This window comes from Guyparkeria sp. SCN-R1, assembly GCF_003932495.1.
GTDB lineage: Bacteria > Pseudomonadota > Gammaproteobacteria > Halothiobacillales > Halothiobacillaceae > Guyparkeria.
The window spans coordinates 1-25,615 of record NZ_QZMT01000012.1; the positions used below are offsets into that span (position 1 = coordinate 1).

General features: G+C 65.7%; 21 protein-coding genes and 1 tRNA gene. 16 read left to right on the plus strand and 6 right to left on the minus strand.

What is annotated here, in order from left to right:
* On the minus strand, nucleotides 1-868 hold an 868-nt coding region (locus tag D5687_RS07660), incomplete at its 3' end, for a pseudouridine synthase (RefSeq protein WP_240031460.1).
* Nucleotides 869-1,372: 504 nt separating this feature from the next.
* Between D5687_RS07660 and D5687_RS07665 the strand changes: the two genes are divergently transcribed.
* Nucleotides 1,373-4,195 carry an Rne/Rng family ribonuclease gene (locus D5687_RS07665; protein ID WP_125199193.1) on the plus strand — a complete coding sequence of 941 codons (2,823 nt, stop codon included), beginning with the start codon at nucleotides 1,373-1,375 and terminating at the stop codon, nucleotides 4,193-4,195.
* Nucleotides 4,196-4,319: 124 nt separating this feature from the next.
* Here D5687_RS07665 and D5687_RS07670 read toward each other — a convergent pair whose 3' ends face one another.
* Nucleotides 4,320-4,811, minus strand: a complete 492-nt coding sequence (locus D5687_RS07670) for a low molecular weight protein-tyrosine-phosphatase (RefSeq protein WP_125199194.1) — start codon at nucleotides 4,809-4,811, stop codon at nucleotides 4,320-4,322.
* Nucleotides 4,812-5,048: 237 nt separating this feature from the next.
* Here D5687_RS07670 and D5687_RS07675 point away from each other — a divergent pair.
* Nucleotides 5,049-5,124 (plus strand) — tRNA-Ala (locus tag D5687_RS07675).
* A 182-nt stretch (nucleotides 5,125-5,306) separates the two neighbouring features.
* Here D5687_RS07675 and D5687_RS07680 read toward each other — a convergent pair.
* On the minus strand, nucleotides 5,307-6,632 hold the full coding sequence (locus D5687_RS07680) for a PQQ-binding-like beta-propeller repeat protein (protein WP_125199195.1): 1,326 nt from the start codon (nucleotides 6,630-6,632) through the stop codon (nucleotides 5,307-5,309).
* Nucleotides 6,633-7,058: 426 nt separating this feature from the next.
* Nucleotides 7,059-7,553: a carboxypeptidase regulatory-like domain-containing protein gene (locus D5687_RS07685; RefSeq protein ID WP_125199196.1), complete on the minus strand. Its 495-nt coding sequence runs from the start codon at nucleotides 7,551-7,553 to the stop codon at nucleotides 7,059-7,061.
* Nucleotides 7,554-7,630: 77 nt separating this feature from the next.
* Here D5687_RS07685 and D5687_RS07690 point away from each other — a divergent pair, with 77 nt between their 5' ends.
* The gene (locus tag D5687_RS07690) at nucleotides 7,631-8,113 is read left to right on the plus strand and encodes a CIA30 family protein (RefSeq protein WP_125199254.1); all 483 of its coding nucleotides are present in this window, start codon (nucleotides 7,631-7,633) and stop codon (nucleotides 8,111-8,113) included.
* 192 nt (nucleotides 8,114-8,305) lie between these two features.
* A complete protein-coding gene (locus D5687_RS07695; RefSeq protein ID WP_125199197.1) occupies nucleotides 8,306-8,968 on the plus strand; it encodes a hypothetical protein in 663 nt (220 codons plus the stop codon).
* A gap of 35 nt (nucleotides 8,969-9,003) precedes the next feature.
* On the opposite strand, the gene D5687_RS07700 is transcribed toward D5687_RS07695, so the two are convergent.
* Together D5687_RS07700 and D5687_RS07705 are read right to left on the minus strand one after the other, a co-directional pair.
* Nucleotides 9,004-9,909, minus strand: coding sequence for a sulfurtransferase (locus D5687_RS07700; RefSeq protein ID WP_158611814.1), 906 nt, complete (start codon nucleotides 9,907-9,909; stop codon nucleotides 9,004-9,006).
* Between the two features lie 425 nt (nucleotides 9,910-10,334).
* A complete protein-coding gene (locus D5687_RS07705) occupies nucleotides 10,335-10,853 on the minus strand; it encodes a hypothetical protein (protein WP_125199199.1) in 519 nt (172 codons plus the stop codon).
* A 297-nt stretch (nucleotides 10,854-11,150) separates the two neighbouring features.
* On the opposite strand from D5687_RS07705, the gene leuS reads away from it, so the two are divergent.
* The 12 genes from leuS to D5687_RS07760 all read left to right on the plus strand — a co-directional run bounded on the left by leuS (nucleotide 11,151) and on the right by D5687_RS07760 (nucleotide 25,585).
* Complete coding sequence (gene leuS / locus D5687_RS07710) at nucleotides 11,151-13,625, plus strand: leucine--tRNA ligase (protein WP_125199200.1); 2,475 nt, start codon at nucleotides 11,151-11,153, stop codon at nucleotides 13,623-13,625.
* Nucleotides 13,625-14,212 (plus strand): LPS assembly lipoprotein LptE, encoded by a 588-nt coding sequence (gene lptE, locus D5687_RS07715; protein WP_125199201.1) that lies wholly within the window; start codon nucleotides 13,625-13,627, stop codon nucleotides 14,210-14,212. The genes leuS and lptE overlap by 1 nt, the downstream gene beginning before the upstream one ends.
* Before the next feature lie 6 nt (nucleotides 14,213-14,218).
* Nucleotides 14,219-15,244 carry a DNA polymerase III subunit delta gene (gene holA, locus D5687_RS07720; protein ID WP_125199202.1) on the plus strand — a complete coding sequence of 342 codons (1,026 nt, stop codon included), beginning with the start codon at nucleotides 14,219-14,221 and terminating at the stop codon, nucleotides 15,242-15,244.
* A gap of 108 nt (nucleotides 15,245-15,352) precedes the next feature.
* Nucleotides 15,353-16,621, plus strand: coding sequence for a glutamate-5-semialdehyde dehydrogenase (locus D5687_RS07725; protein ID WP_125199203.1), 1,269 nt, complete (start codon nucleotides 15,353-15,355; stop codon nucleotides 16,619-16,621).
* A 10-nt stretch (nucleotides 16,622-16,631) separates the two neighbouring features.
* Nucleotides 16,632-17,237 carry a nicotinate-nucleotide adenylyltransferase gene (gene nadD, locus D5687_RS07730; RefSeq protein WP_125199204.1) on the plus strand — a complete coding sequence of 202 codons (606 nt, stop codon included), beginning with the start codon at nucleotides 16,632-16,634 and terminating at the stop codon, nucleotides 17,235-17,237.
* 116 nt (nucleotides 17,238-17,353) lie between these two features.
* The gene (rsfS, locus tag D5687_RS07735; RefSeq protein ID WP_240031462.1) at nucleotides 17,354-17,767 is read left to right on the plus strand and encodes a ribosome silencing factor; all 414 of its coding nucleotides are present in this window, start codon (nucleotides 17,354-17,356) and stop codon (nucleotides 17,765-17,767) included.
* Between the two features lie 7 nt (nucleotides 17,768-17,774).
* A complete protein-coding gene (gene rlmH / locus D5687_RS07740) occupies nucleotides 17,775-18,245 on the plus strand; it encodes a 23S rRNA (pseudouridine(1915)-N(3))-methyltransferase RlmH (protein ID WP_125199205.1) in 471 nt (156 codons plus the stop codon).
* A gap of 62 nt (nucleotides 18,246-18,307) precedes the next feature.
* A complete protein-coding gene (locus D5687_RS11480; protein ID WP_255410306.1) occupies nucleotides 18,308-18,433 on the plus strand; it encodes a hypothetical protein in 126 nt (41 codons plus the stop codon).
* Between the two features lie 135 nt (nucleotides 18,434-18,568).
* On the plus strand, nucleotides 18,569-19,219 hold the full coding sequence (locus tag D5687_RS07745) for a nucleoside triphosphate pyrophosphatase (RefSeq protein ID WP_125199206.1): 651 nt from the start codon (nucleotides 18,569-18,571) through the stop codon (nucleotides 19,217-19,219).
* 16 nt (nucleotides 19,220-19,235) lie between these two features.
* A complete protein-coding gene (gene rng / locus D5687_RS07750; RefSeq protein ID WP_125199207.1) occupies nucleotides 19,236-20,723 on the plus strand; it encodes a ribonuclease G in 1,488 nt (495 codons plus the stop codon).
* Nucleotides 20,724-20,744: 21 nt separating this feature from the next.
* Entirely contained in the window at nucleotides 20,745-24,740 is a 3,996-nt protein-coding gene (locus D5687_RS07755) for a YhdP family protein (RefSeq protein WP_125199208.1), read from the plus strand.
* On the plus strand, nucleotides 24,737-25,585 hold the full coding sequence (locus D5687_RS07760; RefSeq protein WP_125199209.1) for a carbon-nitrogen hydrolase family protein: 849 nt from the start codon (nucleotides 24,737-24,739) through the stop codon (nucleotides 25,583-25,585). The genes D5687_RS07755 and D5687_RS07760 overlap by 4 nt, the downstream gene beginning before the upstream one ends.
* Nucleotides 25,586-25,615 lie beyond the last annotated feature (30 nt).

Below are 25,615 nucleotides of genomic sequence, written 5' to 3' on the forward strand. Positions count from 1 at the left end.
TGGTATCAGATTGATGGGGTGAAGGTGCCCCATCAACCATTAAATCCGTATACCCCACACGGATCTGATGCGTGCGTCCGGTATGCAGGGTGGCCGCCATCAGGCTGAGTGCCGGACCCCGATGGCTGGCGCCCAGGCGTTCGAAATCGGTGCGAGCGAACTTGCCACCGCGCGGATCGACCACCACTCGGTGGGCCCGGCCTTCGCCCTGGTCCTTGCGCAGCGGGGCCGTGATGGTCTGGTGCGCGTCTCGCCAGTGGCCATGACAGAGGGCCAGGTAGCGTTTTTTGGCCGCGCCCTCGGGGCGGAACTGCTCCTGGAGATCGAGCAGCGTCGTGCGCGACTTGGCCACCACGATCAGGCCGCTGGTTTCGCGATCGATGCGGTGGGCCAGCTCCAGCATGTCGCTGTCCGGGCGGGCGGTGCGCAACAGCTCGATCAGGCCGAAATCGAAGCCACTGCCGGCATGCGCGGCCAGTCCGGCTGGCTTGTCGACTACCAACAACGCCTCGTCCTCGTGGCGAACCAGGGTCTCGACGCGTTCGAGCCAGCCCGTCGGAATCCGGGCCGCGGGGCGTGCCGTATCGGGGTCGCCGCGCAGGTCTCGCACCGGCGGGATGCGGACCACGTCACCGTCGCGCAGGCGTTGCATCGGCTTGGCGCGCTTCTTGTTCACCCGCACCTGGCCCTTGCGGATCAAGCGGTAGACCAGCGCCCGCGGCTGCTTGTCGTGCTGGGCACCCAGCTCGCGCAGCAGGAAGTTATCGAGGCGCTGACCGTCACTGCGCGCATCGACCGTCTCGAGGCGAACGCGTGGGCGATCGGTGGGGGCTTGTTCGGCGGTGGCTTGGCGATTCTCGGTTGTCATCGGCTCGGGTTTGCTGTCGGCGCAATTGAGACCGTGCGCTGGCGGGGTTGTGATAGTATCAGCGCACTGTGGCGAAAGTCAGGTGGTGTGGCACGTGCCGACCACCCGCGGCAGCCAGCGAGCGCTCGGATTCTTCATTTAAGCCGGCGACCCATGCCAGCCCATCCCGCTTGCCCACGATGCGGCCTCGCCAACACCATTGGCTTGGCCTCGACGGGCACGACCAGCCTCGGGCTGCCGCCCGCTCACAGTTGTCAAGAACGATCAACGGTTGTTACGTCCTGTACTCAATGCGCCTTTTCCGGTTCCTTTCCCTGCCGCTCTCCGTTCTGTATCGCCTCGTTGCGGTCGGACGGCAGGCGTCGTGTTCGCGTGTCTGCGCGGCTCGACGACTGGCGGGATGGTCGGCAATCGCGCGTCGGGACGTTCCTCTGAACTCAAGCCACCTGTCGCGCGCGGCCCGTTGCCAGCCGCGGCTTGTGCAGAAACGTCGAGATTTTTTCCATGAAACGAATGCTGATCAACGCAACGCACTCCGAGGAGATCCGCGTTGCGCTCGTAGACGGGCAACGCCTCTATGACATCGACATAGAGACCCCGTCCCGGGAGCAAAAGAAGGCCAACATCTACAAGGCCACCATCACGCGCATCGAGCCCAGCCTCGAGGCCGTGTTCGTCAATTACGGTGCCAATCGCCACGGTTTCCTGCCCTTCAAGGAGATCTCGCCCGAGTACTTCGACCCCAAGGCGGTCGATGACAAGGGACGTCCGATCATCAAGGACGCGCTCAAGGAAGGACAGGAACTGATCGTCCAGGTCGAGAAGGAAGAGCGTGGCAACAAGGGCGCGGCCCTGACCACGCTGGTCAGCCTGGCCGGGCGCTACCTGGTGGTCATGCCCAACAACCCCAAGGCCGGCGGCGTCTCGCGCCGCATCGAAGGCGATGACCGCGCCGAGATCAAGGCCGCGCTGGCGCAGCTCAACGTGCCGGCGGGCATGGGTTTGATCGTGCGTACCGCCGGGGTGGGGCGTGATGTCGAAGAGCTCCAGTGGGACCTTGATTACCTCGTTCAGGTCTGGAGCGCGATCCACGAGGCGGCCGAGGGCCGTCCGGCACCCTTCCTGATCTACCAGGAAAGCAACCTCATCATCCGGGCGCTGCGCGACTACATGCGCAACGACATCGGCGAGATCCTGATCGACGAGCCGACGATCTACCAGCAGGCGATGGACTTCGTCCAGATGGTCACGCCCAAGGTCGCCGAGAAGATCAAGCTCTACGACGATCCCACGCCGTTGTTCTCGCGCTACCAGATCGAGGCGCAGATCGAATCGGCCTATCAGCGCAATGTCACGCTGCCCTCCGGCGGCGAACTGGTGTTCGACGTCGCCGAGGCGATGACCGCGGTCGACATCAACTCCGGGCGCAACACCAAGGGCCAGGACATCGAGGACACTGCCTTCAACACCAACCTGGAGGCGGCCGAGGAGATCGCACGCCAGCTGCGCCTGCGGGATCTGGGCGGGTTGATCGTGATCGATTTCATCGACATGGGCTCCTCCAAGCATCAGCGCGAGGTGGAAAACCGCCTGCGCGATTCCCTCAAGTACGACCGTGCCCGGGTGCAGACCAGCCGCATCTCGCGTTTCGGTCTGCTGGAGATGTCGCGTCAGCGCCTGCGTGCCTCGCTGGAGGAATCCAGTCAGCACATGTGCCCACGCTGCAACGGCCAGGGCGTTATTCGTTCCGTCGAATCGCTGTCGCTGGCGATCCTGCGCCTGCTGGTCGACGAGGCGATGAAGGACAACACCGGTCGCGTGATCGCGCAGGTGCCCATCGACGTGGCCACCTACCTGCTCAACGAGAAGCGTGACCAGATCAACGAGATCGAGCAGTCGAACAACGTCGACCTGCTCTTGATCCCGAACATCAACCTCGAGACGCCGCACTACGAGATCGAGCGCGTGCGCGCCGATGACAACGAGGCGCGGGCACGTGACGTGCAGCAGATGATCGAGCCGCTGAACGTCGAGACCCCGTCGCCGGAGCCGCGCCATCGCCAGGCGGAGAAGGCCGCGGTGCAGACCATTCCGCGCGCGGCCCAGCCGGCCGCGGAGAAGCCGGCAAAGGCGGCCGAGCCAGCGCCGGCAGCCGCAGCGACCCCGGCCGCCGAGAGCGCACCGTTGCGCCCGATCGCGAATGGCGCGGTTTCACTGCTGCGTCGCGTCGTGGGTCAGCTCTTCGGTGCCCGCGCCGACGAGGACGAAGGGACCGAAGCCGGTTCACGCAGGGCCAAGGGCAAGGCCTCTGGCAAGGGCGGCGAGACGTCCGGTGACCGGACCGGTCGCAAGGGCGGCGGTCGCCGTCAGTCCGGCGATCAAGGGGGCGATAAGGCCAAGTCCGCCCGTGAAGATTCCCAGGACAAGGACAAGGGTCAGGGCAAGGGCAAGTCGGGTAACCGACGTCGCCGTGGTCGCGGTCGTCGCGGCAGCGGTGGCAACCCGGCGCAGCAGGATGCTGGTCAGAAGCCCGAGCAGAAGAACGAGCAGCCGGCGGAGTCCAAGGCCGAGCCGAGCCGTGGCAAGCCGCCGACTGACGGCGAGGGCAAGAAGGACGGTGGCCAGTCCGGCCGCGGCGGCCCGGGTGGCTCCGGTGGCAAGGGGCGTGGTTGGGGTGACCGTGGCCCGAAGAGTGAGCCGCGTACCCCGCCACCGCTGGGCGAGCGTGAGCGCCAAATGGTCGAGCAGCAATTGGCCGCCCCGATCAGCGAAGGCAAGAGCCTGCCGCTGGACGTCTCGAAGAAGAAGGGCCTGGCCGAAGAACTGCCCCCCAACGCCGCCGTTCGACTGGAGGCCAGCGACCGGTTGGTCAAGGCGAGTGATGCCAAGACCGCCAAGGCAGCCGCACCCAAGGCCGTGCCCAGCAGTGCTGGCTCCGACGTGGCCACTGCGGAGATGACCGGTGCGGGCGCCTCGAGCCAGGTGGAGGCGAAAGCCCCGGAAAAGGTCTCTGACAAGGTCTCCGAGAGGCCGCAGGCACAGGTGGAGACACCGGTCGAGACGCCGAAGGCCACCGAGTCGAAGCCGGCTCGCGAGGAGTCGGTGGAGGCCGAGGCCAAGCCAGCGCCCGAGACCGAGCCGTCGGCATCGAGCGTTGCGGATGTAAAAGCCGAGCCCGAGTCGACACCGACGAAGCCTGCGGCCGATCAACCGGCGGAAGAGACGCCGGCGGCCGAGGCCCCGGCGCCTGAGGTCGAAAAGGCGGATGCCTCCGAGCAGCAGGTCGGTGGTGAAACATCGGGCGACGAGGAAAAGCGCGAGCGCTGATCCCCTCGCCATCTCGCCGGAAACAAGAACGCCCCGCTTTTATCCAAGCGGGGCGTTTTCTTTTGCGGTTCTCCTATCGGCGTAGCAGGAGAGCGGACGAAGCAGGGCGCTGGGCTTGTCCGGTTTAGCCGAGGTGACGGCGACGGATGTCCTCGAGCAGGTTGCCGGCAGCCGCCTCGACCATATCGAGTACTTGTTCGAAGCCGTTGCCGCCACCGTAATACGGGTCCGGCACCTCGTCGAGGCCGTAGTCCGGTGCGTAGCTCATGAACAGGTGCGGCTTGTCACGCAGCGCGTCGTCGGCAAGTGACTGCAGGATCTCGAGGTTGGCCAGATCCATGGCGAGCACGTAGTCGTACTCGGCGATGTCCTCGGGGCGGACCTGACGAGCCGTGAGGTGGTCCATGCGGTATTGGCGGGCCATCGCGGCACGCATGGCGCGCTCATCGGGCGGATTGCCGACGTGATAGGCGTGGGTGCCCGCCGAATCGATGCGGATGCGGTCGGCCAGCTCCGCCTGCTCGACCAGCCGCTCGAACACGGCGTGGGCGGTGGGTGAGCGGCAAATGTTGCCCATGCACACGAACAGAACGCTCGGGGCCTTGGTCTCCGTCATGTCGTACCTCGTCGGTTGAAAAGGGCGGGGCGGGCAGCCGGTACGGGCTGCCCGATCGATTGGCGCTAATGTAACCAAAATCCCGTTGCCTTGCTCGGCATGGACCGCATTTGCCTCGATGCTTCGCTTTCCCATCGACGAGGATTCAGGGGCTTGTCGTGATCGGCGCAAATCCCGGTGAGAGGGTGTTGACAGTCTCCGCCGTGCCGGTACAATGCGCGCATTCCTCAGGTACGAGGGGCCATAGCTCAGCTGGGAGAGCGCCTGCATGGCATGCAGGAGGTCGGCGGTTCGATCCCGCCTGGCTCCACCAAATATGAAGAAAAAGCCCGGATTCGCATCAAGCGAACCGGGCTTTTTTCGTTGGCCGATACATGAAGGCCGTCGTGGCGAATGTCCTCGCGATGGCCAGCGCGGCCGAGGTGAGCCCCAAGCGAAGCTCGTGACGCGGTCGGTTGCCCGTCGGCAGGCCCACGCCTGCGTCGGACCGGAGGATCACTGGTTGATCCAGTCCGGGATCGAAATGCGATAGATGTAGCGGTCCTGGCTGCCGACGAACAAGGTGTTGCCGATCACCACCGGGCCAGCAGGCGCCAACGCGGTGTTCTTCGCGTTGCTCAACGAGCCGCCCAGCTTGCGCGGCGGCAGTTCGCGACCGTTCTTGCGCTTGAGGGCATCGCCGCTTTCGGCATCCACCACGTATAGCAGGCCGCCTGTGTCGCCGAAAAAGACACGGCCGTCAGCAATGGCCGGAGCCCCCTTGACCTTGTGTTGAGCCGGATGCTCCCACAGCTTCTCGCCGCTACTGACGTCGTAGGCGAATACCGATTTGGTATATGGACTGCCGACGTAGACGCGGCCATCAGCGATCGCGGGGCTGCCGGAGGTGTTGTTGTCCTGCTTGGGGCCACTGCCCAGCAGGTCTTTCCACAGCAATTTCCCGCTGGATGCGTCGAAGCCGTAGATGAAGTGCATAAAGCCCTTGCCCTTGTCTGGATACTGGGCACGCTCCTCTTTGGTGGCAGCGGCGTATGGCTTCACCGCGGTGATCACCACCACACCGTCCTTGCCGACCGCCGGCGGCACGTCCGTAAAACTGCCTTTCTCGTCATGGCGCCACGCGATCTTCTTGCGTTGCAGGTCGACACCCACTACCGAATCCAGCGCCCCGACATAGAGCATCCCGTCATCGGTTACCGCCGGAGACGACATGCTGACCCAGCCCGGCAGTTTCAGTTTCCACGCCAGCTCGCCGGTTTCCGGGTCAATCGCCCGCAGGTTGGCCGCGCCGGTGGTGGCGTAGAGGAGGCCGTTCCACAATGCCGGCGTCGGCATGACCTCGCCCACCGTGGGATGGTTCCACAAGGTCCCGCCGGTTTCCGGGTCGACCGCCATGACGCCGCTCGCCCCGGTGCCGCGGATGTCGGCGCTCTGGAAGGCGCGATTTCCGTATGCCACATAGACCCGCTTACCGTCGGTAACAGTCTCGGCGTGTACCCAATTGGGCGCGTGGCGGAACCCCGGATGGCTGTCGCTCCACAGGATCTTGCCGTCATCCACCGAGAACGCGAACAAGCCGCCGGTGGCATGGTTGCCGACATACAGCCGACCGTCGACGATCACGGGGGCTGCACGCACCTGATCGCCGGTCCGGTAGTGTGCATCCGGCAGGGCGGTGTCTTCGCCGTTGTCGAATACCGCGTTGTGTTCAGGCCCCATTCGGTACTGGGTCCACTGCGTTGGACCAAACGCCATGACCGTGCCGGTCCAAGTGGCCAGAAACAGGCCCACCGACCCGTACCTCAGCAGTGCTATCAACATCCCCACCTCCTCGCAATTGCATGACTGTTGAAGATCCGCGGGCCTGCCCGTTGCCGGGGGCACCCCGGGCAACGACTGCCCGCCCTGGGTAATCCGCGATTACGTGACGGTGCACACGGTTCTGGCCAGTTTGGATATCGGTGTCGTTGCAGTCTTAGGACCGCGGCGGATCGGGTCTGTTCCGCCGTCAATAACAGCGTGAAGAATCGTTGCGGGAAGCATTCTTGTTGCAAATTCCAGCACTTGGAGCCGGGGGGCATGACGTAGAGAGCCGGAGCCTGGCCGAACCTCCGCTTGGCATGAATCCATGACCTTTTAATCTGGTAGGGGGCCGGGATCCGGCAAATATCAGAAAAATCCCGGGCTCGCGTTAGCGGCCCGGGATTTTTGCGTTTCGCCTGATTTCCCGCCTATGTAGCGGGATTCTCAGGGGAAGTTGACCGAGTGGCTCGTCTGACCACTGGTGGGGACTTGCAGGGTGAAATCGCGGTCATGTCCCTGATATCGGGTCGTGACGCTGTAACGCCCTGGTGGCAGGTCGATATAGATCATCGGACCGTCTGTCGTGGCCTCGAATCGAGTCTCACCATCGGTGGCGCGGATATTCACGTCCACCGACGAGACGAATGCGCCACGCTGACCCTTAGAGAACTGCAGGGCCACCGGATAGGACGATCCGTGCTGCTTCAGCCAGGCGCGCTCTCCGGTACCCAAACCGCCAGTGAGGTAACGGATCCCGTTATGCTCATGCACGTCCACGGCACTTTCTGCCGTCTCGTCGATGCTGGCAGGCTGGCGTTCCTGTTCGGTGATCGGCTCCCAGCCGGGCTTTTTCCAGGGGTCGTCATCGGCCGCCCAAGCGGTTTGTGCGATCAGTGGCAGTGCCAGGGCGAGACTCAAGGCAAGGGTGGCTCTCGGCATGGTGCACCTCCTCGGTTTTCCGTTCGGATCAATGTGCGGCTCTTGCATCGGTGATCTAGTTTAGTCCAATGACATCCATGACAAGTTTCCTCGACCCCGCCCAATCGGATCACTGGCATGCCGTCAACGATGGGGTGATGGGCGGTGTGTCCGCCGGTGCGTTTCATTTCGACGACGGTATCGGCGTGTTCAGCGGCGAGCTATCGCTGGAGCATGGCGGCGGGTTCGCTTCGGTGCGGCGAGCGGTGTCACCGGGAGTGCTCGCGGACAGCGGCGGGATTGCGATCCGGGTTCGTGGTGATGGTCGCCGCTATCAATGTCGGGTCGGGACGGAGGAAACGGCACCCGATATTTCCTACGCGACCGATTTCGACACGATTGATGGGCAATGGCTGGACGTCCACATGGCCTGGCAGGAGTTCGAAGCAGTGCGCCGCGGACACGCGGTGCCCAACGCGCCACACTTGTCGCCCGAACGGATCAATCGATTGGGCTTTCTTCTGGCGGATCGGCGGGCCGGGCCGTTTTGCCTCGAGATCGCGTCGATCCGCGCAGCGTGAGGCAGGGCGCGTATCCTTTTCCCACTTGGCCGCTTCCCACCGTTGATGTGCTTTCGATTGCCATCTAGGGCGTGCCGCTGATTTAACCGGAAACGGTTTCGACTCCAATCGTAACGATGCCTGATGTCAGGTAATACTGGGTCGGATCAACCCTCACCCTCGTCGGCAACACCGGCCAATCCCCAGGAGCGTATGCAGCGACGACGAATCCACCAACGCGTCACCCTGGTCATTCAGGTGATCATGCTGGCCGAACTGGCCTTTGCCTTGTGGGAAGGACTTTGGCTGACTGCTGCCATCACGGTGCTCATCCTGCTGCTGACCGTGGCGCCGGTGTTGATGTTCAAGCGCTTCGAGGTATTCATCCCCTCGGAGTTCAAGCTCCTGGCCACGGGGTTCATCTTCGCCTCGTTGTTTCTCGGCGAGGTGCAGGGCTACTACACCCGTTTCTGGTGGTGGGACCTGGTGCTGCACACGGCTTCCGGCTTCCTGCTCGGGATCTTCGGTTTCCTGCTGGTCTACATCCTGAACGAGAAGAAGAACCTCCGGTTTCACATGACCCCGGGGTTCGTGGCGTTTTTCGCCTTCATGTTCGCTGTTGGGGTGGGCGCACTCTGGGAAATATTCGAATTCGCCATGGACCAGATCGCGGGCACCAACATGCAGAAAGCGATGCTCGATGATCCGTCGGGGCTGACGGACACGATGCTTGACCTGGTGGTCGATACGGTCGGGGCCGCGGTGATCGCCGTGCTGGGTTACGGCTATCTCAGGGTGGCGGCGGGGAAGTCGTTTCTCGAGCAGTGGATCGCGGCGTTTCTTGATGGCAACCCGCGGCTGTTCAACCGACGCTGAGTCAGCGGATGCCCCAGACCGTGCGTGGCGCTCACCTAGTCGTCGGGTGAAATCAGGGGCAACTCGCGTACGTTCCACTCGCGCAGCCCGGCATCGTGCACCCGCATGTTGCGGTAGCCAAGGCTGTAGAACATGGCGTAGTCGATGGCGGCTCCCGTGCCGCCCAGGCAGGTAATCAGCATCGGGGTCGACGGGTCGATGTCGTGCTGAACGAAGAACGGCTCGAGATCGGTGCGCTCGGTGTAGATCGTCCCGTCCTCGGATGTCCGGAGAAAATCCGCCCACGGCTGGCTGATGGTGTCTGGAATGCGTCCGTGGCGCGGATTGGCCGGGAACTTGTCCTCACCGGCGAAATGCGTAGCCGGTCGGCCGTCGATCACAGGGTAGTGTTCGCGGATGGCGTCGAGTTCCTCGGTTGAGATCTCCAGGGCGGGCAGGGGACGCGCGACGAAATCACCGGATTCCCCTGTCTCGCCCTCGTCCGATATCGGGCCGTCGGCCTGTTGCCACCCGTACCAGCCGCCATCGAGCATCCCGACGTTGGTGTGCCCCAGGTAGTGCAACAACCAGAACAGGTAGTAGGCCCCCAGCACCTCGTTCATGTCGTTGCCCTTGTAATAGATGACGATGCCGTCGCCGTCGTTCACCCCCAGGTCGCGGAACATCGTCTGCAGGGTGTCGGCCGGCAGGTGCACCAGGGCCGCATCCGCGTCCTGCTCGCGCCAGACCGACTTAGTGGTCAGGCGGGCGCCGGGGATATGGCCGTCGAACAGGAAGGAGGTCTCGTTCGAGACCTCGATGATCGACAGGTCGGGCGCCTCGAGGTGCTCGGCGAGCCAGGCCGGTTCGGCCAGTGGCGGCACGCTGATCGCCCAGGCGCCGGTGGCGGGGAAGGCCGTCAGCACTATCAGCAGTAAGGGGGTGAGCGGTCCTCGTTGCATGGAAGCTCCCGCGGATTTGACTGGGGTGAATGGGCTCGCGCTTTGGCCTCCGCGCACGCCCGAGGTTCCGTTGCCGGAACCCTGTCGGTCGCCGGTGGCGCAGCGGATGTTACAAGCCGCGAGGGTAGCAATGCAAACGGCCGTCATCGCCAGTGGCTTGGACCGGCCGGCGTGTGGATCGTCTGATCGCGTTGGCCGGTTGTGATGGCGATGTCCACCACCGCCCGGCCGAGGTGCCGGACGCGCAGTGGGACGAGGTCAGGGTGCAGTGCTGAGACCACGCCTATTTATGCCTGGGCGCGGGGTCCGGCTGGCGCGTCGGCGGGGAGGCATACGACCACTGCTGCCGGCACACGGCCTTCGCTTCGAGTGGCGCAGAGGATTGTCGAACGAGGCCCCGCTATGAGAGCGGGGGCGGCGGTCACTTACGGGCGACGGAACGATTCGCCGCCACACTTCGGACAGTGCGGCAGCGGGCCGAAGCTGTCGTGGTGCAGGATCTCGCCGCAGCTGGTGCACTCGAGGCGCTTGGGGCTGGTGACGTGCCCGGCCACCCACTCGCGGGGACGGGTGCGTTCGGCCTCGTTGCGGATCTGCTCCAGGGTCACGTCGGTCTGGTCGGCGATCGACAGCAGTTTCGCGCCGACGTCGCCGGCCCAGTCGCGCAGGGTGTCGCGGATGCTCTCGCCTTCGCTGGCCAGGCTCTCGCGGGTGTGTTCCAGATCGTCCTTGACCGCCTCGACGATCTCGTGGCGAAAATCCTCGGTGTCCAGCGATGCGGCCTCTTCTTCGGCCAGCTGGGCGATCCGGGCACGGTCGGCCGGGCTCTGGCCGGGCTCGTCGAGCAGGCGGGCGTAGATCCGTTCGAGCAGTTGGTAGTAGCCGTGTCGCAGCGCCTCGTAGGTCTCGCTGTGGTCGCGATGCTCGTGTCCGGTTTCGGTCATTCGATCTGGCCTCCGTGTTGAGGGCTGGTTGGCGGGGCAGGCTGCCCCGGAGCGCTTCGCTGGCAAACGATTCGTGCGGGCCGAACCGTGCAGGGGGTGGCTCCTTTCGGTATTCTAGTGCAATGGCCTGCCCCCGGTGGCGCTGTCGTGGAAAGATCGACGCCGCACCGGGGGCGCTGCCGTTGAATCCGCTCATTATCATCGTGGCCGAACGCCGGCCCCGAACGCAACGTGGCCCGGACGACCATGGCCCCGCGTCCGGGCAGACGCACATAACCAAGGTAGAAACAGTCCCGCATGCACGAGCAATACAACCCCGCGAAAGTCGAGGACGAGGCGCAACGCTTCTGGGAACAGAACCAGGTATTCCACGTCCGCGAGGATCCCACCCGCGAGAAGTTCTACTGCCTGTCGATGTTCCCGTACCCCTCCGGCCGCCTGCATATGGGGCACGTGCGCAACTACACCATCGGGGACGTGATCAGCCGCTACCAGCGCATGCTGGGCAAGAACGTCCTCCAGCCGATGGGCTGGGACGCCTTCGGCCTGCCGGCGGAGAACGCCGCGCTGAAGAACAAGGCCGCCCCGGCGCGCTGGACCTTCGAGAACATCGACTATATGCGCGGCCAGCTCCAGCGCCTGGGCTTTGCCTATGACTGGAACCGTGAGCTGGCCACCTGTGACCCGGACTACTACCGCTGGGAGCAATGGCTGTTCACCCGCCTGGTGAAGAAGGGGATCGCCTACAAGAAGACCGCGGTGGTCAACTGGGACCCGGTCGACCAGACGGTGCTGGCCAACGAGCAGGTCATCGACGGCTGCGGCTGGCGCTCGGGCGCGCCGGTCGAGCGCCGCGAGATCCCGCAATGGTTCATTCGGATCACCGACTATGCCGACCAGCTGCTCGAGGACCTGGACAAGCTGGACCAGTGGCCCGAGCAGGTCCGCACAATGCAGGCCAACTGGATCGGTCGTTCGCGCGGGGTGCAGCTCGATTTTGCCGTCGAGAACGGCAAGCCGCTGACCGTCTTCACCACCCGCCCGGACACGCTCTACGGCGTGACCTACCTCGCCGTGGCCGCCGACCACCCGCTGGCCGTGGCCGCCGCCGAGACGGACTCTAAGGTGGCCCAGTTCCGCGAGGAATGCCGCCACACCAAGGTCGCCGAGGCCGACATGGCGACCATGGAGAAGAAGGGTCTGCCGCTGGGCGTGACCGCCACCCATCCACTGACCGGCGAGACGGTGCCGGTCTGGGTGGCCAACTTCGTGCTGATGGAATACGGCACCGGCGCGGTGATGTCCGTCCCGGCACACGATGATCGCGACTGGGAGTTCGCCACCAAGCACGATCTGGCGGTCAAGCCGGTGATCCAGGGCAGCGCCCCCGACCACGATTACGCCCAGGGGGCGATGACCGAGAAGGGCACGCTGATCGACTCGGGCGAGTTTACGGGGCTTTCCAGCGAGGACGCCTTCGATCGCATCGTCGCCAAGCTCTCGGCCGACGGCCGTGGCGAGCAGACCATCAACTACCGCCTGCGTGACTGGGGCGTCTCGCGCCAGCGCTACTGGGGCTGCCCGATCCCGATCATCAACTGTGAACACTGCGGTCCGGTGCCGGTGCCCGACGCGGACCTGCCCGTGGTGCTGCCCACCGACGTGGTCATGGACGGCCCGGGCTCGCCGATCAAGTCCGACCGCGACTTCATCGACACCACCTGCCCGGAGTGCGGTGGCGAGGCCGAGCGCGAGACCGACACCTTCGACACCTTCTTCGAGTCGAGCTGGTATTACGCGCGCTTTGCGAGTGCCGATTCCAGTGAGGCGATGCTCGACGACCGGGCCGGTTCCTGGCTGCCGGTCGACCAGTACGTCGGCGGTATCGAGCACGCGGTGTTGCATCTCTTGTACGCGCGCTTCTTCCACAAGCTGATGCGCGACGAGGGCCTGATACCGGCCGACTGCGCCGAGCCGTTCACCCGCCTGCTCACCCAGGGCATGGTGAACAAGGACGGCGCGAAGATGAGCAAGTCCAAGGGCAATACGGTCGATCCGCAGGAACTGATCGAGGAATACGGCGCGGACACCGTGCGCCTGTTCATGATGTTCGCCGCGCCGCCCGACCAGGGGCTGGAGTGGTCGGACTCGGGTGTCGAAGGCGCGCACCGCTTCCTCAAGCGCCTGTGGCGCCAGGTGGCCGAGCGCAAGACCGCAGGCATCGACCTGACCCGACGCATCGATTCGGCCGACGAGCTCGCCGATGCCAACACGGCAGCCAAGGATCTCTATCGCAAGCTCCACGAGACCATCGGCCGGGTCACCGACGACATCGACAAGCGCCAGACCTTCAATACCGTGATCGCGGCGAACATGGAGCTGTTCAACGAGCTGGCCCGTTTCGAGGCGGACGACGCGGTTGGTCAGGCAGTCGTTGCAGCAACCATCCAGGACATGCTGCGCATGCTCGCGCCGATCGTGCCGCACATCACCCATGCCCTCTGGCATGAAGTGGGCGGGGAAGGCACCATTGCCGATGCGGCCTGGCCGACGGTCGACGAGGCGGCCCTGGTGCGCGACGAGATCGAGATGGTCGTGCAGGTCAACGGCAAGCTGCGCGCGAAGATCAACGTGCCGGCGGCCGCCGACAAGGCGGCCATCGAGGCGCAGGCGCTGGAAAACGAGGACGTGCAGCGCTTTACCAACGAGGGCGAGATCAAGCGCGTGATCGTGGTTCCCAACAAACTGGTCAATATCGTGGTGGCAAAGTAATGGATACGACCCGGCTTAGGACGACCCGCTCGCACGCCGGCATGCGTGCCGTTCCCCGTGCCTTTTTCCTGGGGCTGGCCATGGCGGTAGCGGCGATGATGCTGGTCACCTCGGGCTGCGGCTACCAGTTGCGTGGCGTGACCGAGGTCGACCCGACCTTCGAGCGGGTGTACGTATCGGGGTTGTCGAAATCGAACCCGGTCTATCGCTCGTTGGCGGCCGAGATCGACAACTCGGAGGCGGTGCTGGTCGACGATCGGCGTGACGCCACGGCCCGGTTGGTGGTCGAGAGCGATTCGGTCGAACAGCGCGCCTCGGTGGTCGACCCGAGCGCCGACGTGCGCCAGTACGAGTTGCTCCAGGAGCTGAGCTATCACATCGAGTTGCCGGACGGCTCGCGCACGCCCAGCCGTGAGATCAGCCAGGCGCGCAACTACAACTACGATCCGACCGGGGTGCTGGCCTCCTCGAGCAACGAGGGGCAGATCCGTCGCGAGCTGGGTGAGCTGGTGGGGCAGCTGCTGTTCTACCGCCTGCTCGCACCGATCGATCCCGACACCCTGATCGCGCCCGCCGACGGTCGCTGAGGCCACGTGCTCGCCAAGCCACAGGAATTCGAGCAGCGTCTCGCCCGGGGCCTGGAATCCCTTTATGTCATCGGCGGCGATCAACCGTTGCTGGTCCAGGAAGCGCGGGATGGCATCGTTGCAAACGCCCGCGAAGCCGGCTGCGAGGAGCGACTGCGCTTCGAGGTGGATGGCAAGTTCGACTGGGGGGCGTTGGAGAGCCAGGGCGCGAGCCTGTCGCTGTTCGCCAGCCAGCGGATCATCGATCTGCGCATGCCGGGTGGCAAGCCGGGTAGGGTCGGTTCGAAAGCCTTGAGTACGCTCGCCGAGCGGGTCAAGGGGGGCGGCGAGTCGGATATCTGGATCGTCAGCCTGCCGCGGCTGGACAACCAGCTGCAGAAAAGCGCCTGGTTCAAGGCGCTGGCCGGCGCGGGGCTGGCGGTACGGTTCAACGACGTGCCGCTGGCGCAGTTGCCGGCCTGGATCACCCGGCGCGCCGCCACGCACGGCGTGCGCCTGGAGCGGGACGCCGCCGAGCTGATCGCCGGGCGCGTGGAGGGCAACCTGTTGGCCGCCGCCCAGGAAATCGAGAAGCTCGCGTTGATGGACCTCGAGGGGCCGGTCGATGCCGCCCGGGTCGCCCAGGGCTTGGCCAACCAGTCGCGAGTCGATACCTTCGCATTGAGCGACGCGGTGCTGGATGCCGACCGTCAGCGCGGCCTGTACCTGCTCTCGCGCCTGCGCGCCGAGGGCACCGAGCCGCTCTTGATCCTGTGGGTGATCGCGCGCGACCTGCGCGCGCTGGTGGCGCTGGCCGGCAACGACCAGGCGGGTTTCAAGAAGACCCGGATTCCGGCGTTCCTCGCGCGTCGCTACCAGGCACGAGCCCGTGCGATGCCGCCCGGAAACTGGCAGCGCCTGCTTGCCGGTTGTGCGGAGGTGGATCGCTGCATCAAGGGCCTGGGCGAGGGCTGCAACACCGCGGACGGCGGCGGCCGGGTCTGGGCCTTGCTCGACCGGGTAATGTTGCACGCGACCCGCCCGGGACGTTGAGTCTCGTGGCTGGCCTAATGGGTGGCCCGGGCCAGCGGCTCGAGCCGTAACCGAATCCATGACGAGTGCGCCACGGCGGCTCGTCTCGAACTTAGGAGAGAGCTACCGATGGCCAATGACAAGAGCGTCACCGAGACCATTCAGGCGATGGGGCAAGCGGCTCGCCGCGCGGCACGAGCGCTGTCCCGTGTCGACACGCAAAAGAAGAACGCCGCCTTGCTGGCGATCGCCGACCAGCTGGTTCAACACACCGGCACCCTGATCGAGGCCAACAAGAAGGATCTCGATGCGGGTCGCGCCAACGGGCTTGACGAGGCGATGATCGACCGCCTTGCCTTCGATGCTGCCGGCATCGAGAAGATGGCTGAGGGCGTGCGCCAGATCGCCGCGCTGCCGGACCCGGTCGGCGAGATCACCGACACCGTCTTCCGCCCGTCGGGCATCCAGGTCGGGCGCATGCGCGTGCCGCTGGGCGTGATCGGCATCATCTACGAGTCGCGGCCCAACGTGACCATCGACGCGGCGGCGCTGTGCCTGAAATCCGGCAACGCCACCATCCTGCGCGGTGGCTCCGAGGCGATCCACAGCAACCAGGCCCTGGCCGCGTGCATCCGCGACGGGCTGGAGGCTGCCGGCCTGCCCGCCGAGACCGTGCAGATCGTCGGCACTACCGACCGCGAGGCGGTCACGGCGATGCTGCACAGCCCCGAGGCGCTCGACGTGATTATCCCGCGCGGCGGCAAGGGGCTGGTCGCGCTGGTCTCGCGCGAGGCGCGCATGCCGGTGATCAAGCACCTTGACGGCGTCTGTCACGTCTACATCGATCGGGATGCCGATCTGGACAAGGCCAAGGCGATCGCGATCAATGCCAAGACGCATCGCTACGGCGTCTGCAACGCCATGGAGACACTCCTGGTCGATCAGTCGGTGGCCGAAACGGTATTGCCGGATCTGGCCAAGCGATTCGGCGAGCTCGACGTCGAACTGCGCGGCTGCGAGCGCTCGCGGGCGATCGTCTCGTCGATGACCGCGGCCACCGAGGCCGACTGGGGCGAGGAATACCTCGGCCCGATCCTCGCCGTCGCCGTGGTCGACGGGCTGGATGCAGCGATCGAGCACATCGAGACCTACGGCTCGCATCACACCGACTCGATCGTGACCGAGAACTACACCACCGCGCGGCGCTTCCTGCGCGAGGTCGATTCGGCCTCGGTGATGATCAACGCCTCGACGCGGTTTGCCGACGGCATGGAATACGGCCTGGGTGCCGAGATTGGCATCTCGACCGACAAGATCCACGCCCGCGGCCCGGTGGGGCTCGAGGGGCTGACCTCGCAGAAGTTCATCGTGCTCGGCAACGGCGAGACGCGGCACTGAGCGCCACGCGATGATAGGCGTATTCGGCGGCACCTTTGATCCGGTCCACATCGGTCATCTGCGTCTGGCGACCGAAGTGGCCGAGACGCTGGAGCTGTCCCGGGTGCACCTGGTGCCGGCGGCCATTCCGCCCCATCGGGGCGAGCCGCTCCTGGATCCGGCCACGCGCCTCGACCTGGTGGCGCAATCGATCGCCGACGAACCGCGATTCGTTCTCGATGACCGCGAGCACCGCCGGGCCGGGCCGTCCTACACGGCCGACACCCTGGCCGAGTTCGCCGCCGAGTACCCGGGCGAGCCGCTGGTATTGATGATGGGCATGGATGCCTTCAATGGCTTGCCGGGCTGGCACGAGGTCGAACGCATCCTCGATCTCGCGCACATCGCGGTCGCGACCCGGCCGGGCTCGGAGGCGACCGGCACGGCCGCCCGGTGGCTGGCCGAACGGCAGGTCGTCCCCGGCGCGCTGGCCGAGTCACCAGTCGGCCGGATCGTGCCGGTGGCCATCACCCGGCTGGATATCTCAGCGACCACCCTGCGCGGGTTCATCGAACAGGGTCGCTCGCTGCGTTACCTCGTGCCCGAGCCCGTGGTCCGTCATTTCCGCCGTGGTTGACCGCATCCCCGGTTGCGCCGACCATTGCCCGTTTTCAACGCTGATTTCACTCCGATTTCATTTCGTTTTTAACTTCCATTGGTGGCCCGGTGCCGCCAGGCAACAGGTTTCCCAACATGAGCGCGAATCAACCGCCATCCACCCGCAACCAGCCGGTCGACCAGACCCCGCCGATGCCGGCCGAGGAGATCCTCAAGCACGCCGTCGAGGCACTTGAGGGGCTCAAAGCCGTCGACCTGGTCACCCTCGACGTGCGCGAACGCTGCAATTTCACCGACTACATGGTGTTCGCCTCCGGGACCTCCGATCGCCACCTGAAGGCGATGGCGCAGGAGGTGGTCAAGACCCTCAAGGACCACGGCATGCGCCCGATGAACGTCGAGGGCGACGACACGCCGCAGACCGAATGGGTGCTGGTCGACTTCATCGACGTGATCGTCCATCTGATGATGCCCGAGACGCGCGCGCTGTATCAGCTCGAGAAGCTCTGGTCGGCGCCGGCCGCCGACCCGTCGGCCACGAAATCGTAATTTCGGGGTGCGGATCGAGCTGATCAGCGTCGGGCACAAGCTGCCCGGCTGGGCCGAGGAGGGAACGCAGGAATACCTCAAGCGCCTGCCCGCCGGCTGCCCGGTGCGCCTGACCGAGATCCCGGCCGCGCCGCGCGGCAAGAACGTCGACATCGATCGCGTCAAGACGATGGAGGCCGAACGCATCGAACGGGCGATCCCGAAAGGCGCGCGCGTGATCCTGTTCGACGAGCGCGGTCGCGACCAGGACACGCGCCAGTGGGCCGCCTCGCTGGGCGACTGGCTGGTCGAGGGACGTGACGTTGCGCTGGTCATCGGCGGGCCGGACGGTGTGGCCAAATCCCTGCGCCAGCGCGCCGACGAGACCTGGCGACTCTCGGCGTTGACCCTGCCGCACCCGTTGGTGCGCGTGCTGGTGGCCGAACAGATCTATCGCGCTTGGTCACTCCACCAGAATCACCCTTATCACCGCGAGTGACGACCGGGAAACGCGACCCCACGGATCGGATCGAATCGCTTGGGAAACTCTGCACGAATGGCATGCCACTCTGGCTAGGCGAGCCGTTCGTGATCAAGGCGCGTCGTCGCCGGCGTGCCGGTGGTCACGTCAAGACGACGCAACACCGAGCACGGGCGGCTCGACTGGTCCCACAGGGCGCGCCTTGAGCCGGGCATCTGCTGCGTTGTCGTCCTTGGAAAGAGAACGACTCTTCCGGCGGCGGACGAGCGCCTTGCACCTGCCCGGCTCAAGGCACGCAGAGCGGCATGCCATTCGTGCAGAGTTTTCCCTAGAATGAGGCGATGACACCCGATTCCGACTCGCGTCCCGCCTTGTGGTTGGCCAGCGGCTCGCCGCGCCGGCGGGAATTGCTCGAACAGGCCGGTTTCGTCATCGCCGGGCGGGCTCATCCGTCCGGACCGGTGGACGAGTCGCTCCTGCCGGGAGAGGTGGTCGATTCGGCCGTTCTTCGTCTCGCTCGGGCGAAACTTCATGCGGCGCTGGCCGCACCGTCGCTGCCGGCCGGTGCCGTGTTGCTGGCGGCCGACACCCTGGTGGCCGGCCCGGACGGACGACCGATGGGGAAACCTGTCGATGCGGCCGATGCCGAGGCCATGATTGCCACCTTGAGTGGACAGTGGCATCGGGTGATCACTGCGGTCGCCGTGGGAGATGGTCAGGCCCAGCGTGACGCGGTGGTCGAATCCCGGCTGCGATTCGCTCGCCTGTCAGCGGAGACGATCCGTGCCTACGCGGCAACCGGCGAGCCGCTGGACAAGGCGGGCGGCTATGGTTTGCAGGGGCGCGCCGGCAGCTTCGTCGAGGCGATCGACGGCGATTGCAGCGCGGTCATCGGGCTGCCCTTGGCGGCCACGAGCCGACTGCTGGCGTCGTTCGACCTTCGGCCGGCCTGGATGGAGCGAGGCGACATGGACCGGGGCGACACGGAATAACAACGAGAATTTAGTCATGAGCGAAGAAGTCCTGATCAACATCACCCCGCAGGAGACCCGCATCGCGATGGTCGAGAACGGGGTGCTCCAGGAGATCAACATCGAGCGCTCACGCTCGCGCGGGATGGTGGGCAACATCTACCGTGGTCGCGTGACCCGCGTGCTGCCGGGTATGGAAGCGGCCTTCATCGACATCGGCGAGGAGCGGGCCGCGTTTCTGCATGTCTCGGACGTCGAGCTGAGCCTGGCGGCCGAGACCGCAACCGAACTCGAGTCGGCGACGCCTTCCATCGAGACGCTGCTGCGTACTGGCCAGAACCTGCTGGTGCAGGTGATCAAGGACCCGATCGGCACCAAGGGCGCCCGCCTGACCACCGAGATCACCATCCCGTCACGCTATCTGGTCTACGTGCCCAACGGACGCAATATCGGCGTGTCCAGCCGGATCGAAGACAAGACCGAGCGCGACCGCCTGAAGACCGGCTTGGCCGAGCTGATCCTCGAGGAGGAGGGTTCGCTCGAGGGCGTTGGTGGGCTGATCCTGCGCACGGCGGCCGAGGGCGTCGAGGAAGAGCAGCTGCGCCACGACTACCGATTCCTGCGACGGCTGTGGAGTAACCTCGCCGAGCGTCGCCAGCAGATGACCGACCCGGGGCTGGTTTACGAGGATCTGCCGCTGGCGCTTAGGACGCTGCGGGACACGCTCGGCCAGTTCGTCGAGAAGATCCGTATCGATTCGCGCGAGACCTACCACCGGGCGATCGCCTTTGCCGAGGAGATGGTCCCGGACATCCTGCCGATCGTCGAGCACTACCCGGGCGAGCGGCCTATCTTCGAGCTTCACAACATCGAGGAAGAGATCCAGCGGGCGTTGGAGAAGCGTGTTGCGCTCAAGTCCGGCGGTTACATCGTCATCGACCAAACCGAGGCGATGACCACCATCGACGTCAACACCGGCGCGTTTGTCGGCCACAAGACGCTCGAGGAGACCATTTTCAAGACCAACCTCGAGGCGGCCGCGGCGATCGCGCGTCAGCTGCGCCTGCGCAATCTCGGTGGGATCATCATCATCGACTTCATCGACATGGCCGAGCCGGAGCACCGGGTCCAGGTGCACCAGGCACTCAACCGGGCGCTCGAGCGTGATCATGCGCGTACCAAGGTCTGCGATGTGTCCACGCTCGGCCTGGTGGAGATGACCCGCAAGCGCACCCGCGAGTCACTCGAGCACGTGCTCTGCGAGACCTGCCCGGTATGCGCGGGCCGTGGTTCGGTCAAGACCGCCGAGACGGTCTGCTACGAGATCTTCCGTGAGGTCACCCGCGATGCGCGCCAGTACCGTCCAAAGTCGATGCTGGTGATTGCCAGCGCCTCGGTGATCGACCGCTTGCGCGAGGAGGATTCCACCTCGCTGGCCGAGTTGCAGGAATTCACCGACGTGCCCCTCAAGCTCCAGATTGACCTGCATTACCAGCCGGAGCAGTACGATATCGTTCTGATGTGATCGGGCACGCGGGAGAGGCCGGTGAGCGGTGAGAACAGCGTAAAACGCGAACGACGCCTGCGGCAGGTATTTCGACGCCTGCTGATGGCGGCTGCCGTGCTGCTCGTCCTGGTCGCCGCACTCAGTGCCGTCTCCCGCGCACTCTTGCCCTGGGTGGAGCGCTACCAGCCGGACTTCGAGGCGGTCGTCAGCGAGGCGTTCGACGTGCCGGTGCGTTTTGGCAGCCTGGATCTGCGCTGGCAGGGTTACCAGCCACAGGTGATCTTCCGCGACGTGCGCATTGATGCCGGCCCGCGTGCCGACGCCCTGAGCCTGGGCCTATCCTGGTGGCGCAGCCTGACCGAATGGCGCCTGGTGGCCGACAAGATCACCCTCGATGCCCCCCGCTTCACCTTGATCCGTGACCGCGAAGGCTGGTCGGTGGCCGATCTTTCCCTGGAGGGCCGCGCCGGCGTGACCGGCCAGCGGATTTCCTGGGCCGAGGTGGAAGATCAGCTAGCTCGCCTCGGGCATCTGTCGGTGCGCGAGGCGGTGGTGGAGTTTCGCGATCCGAGTGGTCGTGACGATCGGCTAACCTTCAGCCTCGCCGCTGAACTCGACCGCGATCAGTGGCGTGGGTCGGGGGACGCCCGTCTGGCCGGGGTCAGTGACGAGCCGATGCGGTTTGCCGGCGAGGGCCGCTTCGGTGAGCAGAGCCGGGTGTCCCTGTTCCTGCAGGTGAGCGACTGGAAGCTCCCCCAGGTGCAACAGCGTCTTGATCGCTACGGCGGCCCCACTGTACGGCGCACGTTGGGAGGCTGTCCCGGCGACGGCAACCCGGCCCGCTGCGAGGTGGGTATGCCGCGCATCGACTCCGGTCGTCTCGACGGCCAACTGTGGCTCGACTGGCAGCAGACCCGATTGACCGATCTGACGGTGCAGGCGGACGTGCGCAATCTCGCCGTCACCCGCGAGCAGCTACTGCGCGAGGACGATGCCAGCCAGGCGTCACTGGATCGCGTTTCGGCGACGCTCGCCTGGGGGCGCGATGCCGAGGGATGGCATCTCGACGCCGAGGATGTGAAGGTCCGGCCCTCGCGCGAGGAGCCGTTGCCTACCGAGTTCGTTCGCATGCGCGCGATCGGCGACGAGCTCCTGTTTTCCACCGACCACGCCGATCTTGGCCACCTGGCCGTCTGGTTGGCCGCCGCGCCGTTGCCGACCGATTTTCTCGAATTGCTCGACCAGAACGTGCCGCGCGGTCAGGCCCGCGACGTGCGCCTGCGCTTCGTCGACGGTGAACTGGTCGAAGGCTTTCTCGACCTCGCTGGCTTCGGGAACACCACCGGCGTGCCGCTGAGACCGGTCATCGGTACCCGCGCGGGGCGTGGCGGTGCTGACCTCACCCTGTATCGACAGCCCGGCGGCTGGTTGGCCCGGATCGACCAACGGGATCTCGTCCTTGCCGTGCCGGGGATGTTCCGCGAACCGGTGAGCATCGATCGGCTGCAGGGGGATCTTTATTGGTTGGACCCGGTTGACTCGCTCAGAGCCCGTGATCAAACCCCGGCCGGGCTGTCGCTGTTCAGTCCGAATCTGGTGTTGGATTCTCCCGGGCTGGGTGTGCGCGGGCGGTTTTTTTACCGGCAGGCCAGTGGCGAGCAGCCGGGCTATCTCGGAATTGACAGCGGTTTTACCGTTGACGACACGCGCCGAGCCCCAGGCTACCTGCCGCGCCACGTGATCGGTTCGGAGACGCTCGACTGGCTGGATGCCGCGCTCGAGGGAGATGGGGCGCAAGGTCGCATCGACGGAGGGCATTTCATCTTCCATGGTGACCCGGCTCGAGCGCCCTTTACCGACGGTGGGGGTTACTTCTCGATCGTGTTCGACTACCACGACGTGACGTTGCCCTATCGACCGGGCTGGCCGGCGCTGACCGAGGCCGGCGGCAGCATGGCGTTCGTCAACAAGCAGTACCACGTCGATGTCGAGCGGGGGCAGGTTGGGCCGGTGCCGGTCGGCGATTCGCGCGTGAGCATTTTCGATCTCGACGAACCCAAGCTGCAGATAGCGGTCGACCGGCCGGTGGCGATCGATGCGCTCCTAGAAGGCCTTGGACAGACCCCGTTGATCGACGCCGGGGCGCTGGCCGGATTCTCGGGGCGTGGCGAGGGGCAGTTCACGCTGGATGTGCTGATCGGCCTGACCTCGGGCTCACCGCCGCCCTCGGCGTCCGGGGCCTATCGGTTTGCCGGTCATCGGCTATCGGTCGCCGATGGTCGGTTCGTGTTCGAGGACGTCTCCGGTCCGCTGCGTTTCTCGGACACGCGCTTTACCGCCGATGCGCTTTCGGGACAGTTTCTCGGCGAGTCGTTCCGCGCACGCGTTAATCCCCTTGCCGACCGGGCCGCCACCCGAATCCAGGCCAATACCCGCTTTACGCCGACGGGGCTCTCGACGGTGCTGGGGGCGGCCGGCGAGACGCCGGTCGCGGGGGCGCTGATCGACAGCCTTGAAGGCAAGACGGACGTCGGCGTGCGCGTCGACATCCCTCACGGTGGGGGCGGTGGAGTCGGGATCCGGGTGGAAAGTGGTCTGGTCGGCTGGCGGAGCCGCCTCCCGGCCCCGCTGGAAAAGCCCGAGCCGATCAGTTGGCCGCTGACGGTCGACGTGGACGTGCGCAACGGGGGGCTGCGTGCGCTGTCCGCGCGTCTGGAGGGAACCCAGACCTGGCGTGCCGATTTGGGCTTCGATGAGGGCGGTTCGCTGGCGAAAAGCCAATTCGGCAACCGGCCTCAGGACGGCGAGTCGACCGGCGAGGGAGAGTCGGCGACACATCGTATCGGCCTGACCCTCGGCGAGCTGGCGGTCGATCCCTGGCTCGACTGGTGGGCATCGGTCGAGTCGAGCGGTGGTTCGGGTAGCGGCAGCACCGAGCCTGGTGATACCTGGTGGGTCGACGCCCGCATCGATCGGCTTGTCTTCGGCGACTGGTGGCTTGACGGGGTGACCGCCGGCTGGTCGACCCGTGCCGATGGCTGGTGGCTGGGCATTTCGGGCGAGGAGAACCGGGGGGAGGTGCGTTTCGCGACCGGGCGTGCCACGGCCACTAGCACCTTGGAGGGGCGGTTTGACCGGCTGCGCTTGCACCGCGACGCGGCATCGAAGGACAGCGAGCCGGTGCCCCCACAGGCCTGGGGCCTGGCCACACTTCCGGCCGCGAGTTTCACTGTCGACGCCCTGACCGTCGACGAACTACGGCTCGGCCGGTTGAGCGTCGAGGCCCGGCCCGAGAACAGTCATTACCGCATCGACCGGGTCGAGTGGCAGCCGGTCCCGAGCTTGACCGTCGCAGGGAGTGGTCGGGTCGAGGATGGTGTCAGCGAAGCCCCCCAGGGACAGCGGACGCGTCTGTCCCTATCTCTTGAGGGTGACGATCTTGGCGCGGCGATCGAGGCGATCAACGGCTATTCGCCCATCCAGGGCGGCGATGTCGAGGAGGGGCAGGTGACCATTGCCTGGCCGGGCAGTCCGACGAGTTTCCATGTCGGTCGGTCGGCCGGCAATGGTCGTTTCCTTCTCTCCGAGGGGCAGCTCAAGAGCATTGATCCCGGCGCTGGCCGATTGGTCGGGTTGATGAGCCTGGGGGCGTTGACCGATCGATTGCGTTTCGATTTCCGTGATGTGACCCGTGAAGGGCTGTACTTCGAGACACTGGCTGGGAATTGGCGTCTTGACCGCGGACGGTTGATCGTCGATCCGCTCGAACTGATCAACCCGTCGTTGAGCGCGCTGATCGACGGCGAACTGCAGCTGGTCGATCGCCGCCTTGACCTGACGGCGCGCATCTATGCCGATTTCGGCATGCTACTGCCGCTGATCGGCACGGTCGCCGGTGGTCCGCTCGTCGGCGGGGCCGTACTGGCCCTGCAGGAGACCTTCCGGCAGTTGGACAAGGCCCCAGAGCCGTCGGTCACCTACCATATCGGGGGATCATTCGAACAGCCCGAGGTCACGCGAGGGGGCACACCATGAGCGAGCCGAAACCGACTGTCGCTGTCGTACAGATCAATGGTCGGGCCGACTGGAATGCCAATCGCCCGGTCGTCGATCGATTGATCGCCGAGGCGGCGGACGGCGGCGCCGGCGTGGTCGTGCTGCCGGAAAACCTGCTCGCGATGCCATCCGACCCGCGCGAGCTGATTGCGATGGCCGCGACCGACACGCCGCGGGCGGTTCGGGATCTGTCGGCATGGGCGGCTCAGTGGGGCGTCTGGCTGGTCGCCGGCACCTTGCCGTTTGTCCCCGACGCTCCGGAGGACAACGATCGGGTCGCGGCGCGAACCCTGGTGATCGATGCCCAGGGCCAGGTGGTCGAGCACTACGACAAGATCCATCTGTTCGATGTGGTGTTGCCGGATGGCGAGAGCTATCGTGAGTCGAACACCTTCGTCGCCGGCGATCGGTCGGTGGTCGTCGATACCCCGGCAGGGCGGTTGGGGCTGGCGACCTGCTTCGACCTGCGTTTCCCCGAGCTGTTCACTCATCTTGCGGCGGCCGGCGCGGACTGGTTCTGTCTGCCCTCCGCCTTTACCCGGCCGACCGGTGAGGCGCACTGGCACGTGCTGCTGCGGGCGCGCGCCATCGAGAATAGCGCCTGGGTGGTAGCCCCCGCGCAGGTCGGGCGCCATGCCGACGGTCGCGAGACCTTCGGCCACAGCCTGGTCGTCGATCCCTGGGGGCGGGTGTTGGAGGATGCCGGCGAGCAGGCAGATTGCCTGCGGTTCGCCCAACTGGACTACCCCTGGCTTGGCGGTCTGCGCGAACGCTTTCCTGTGCGAGATCTGCATCGCCCGGACGTCTTTGCCACCAGGAATTGACTTGCCTTTGCGACCATGGCGCAAATCGCG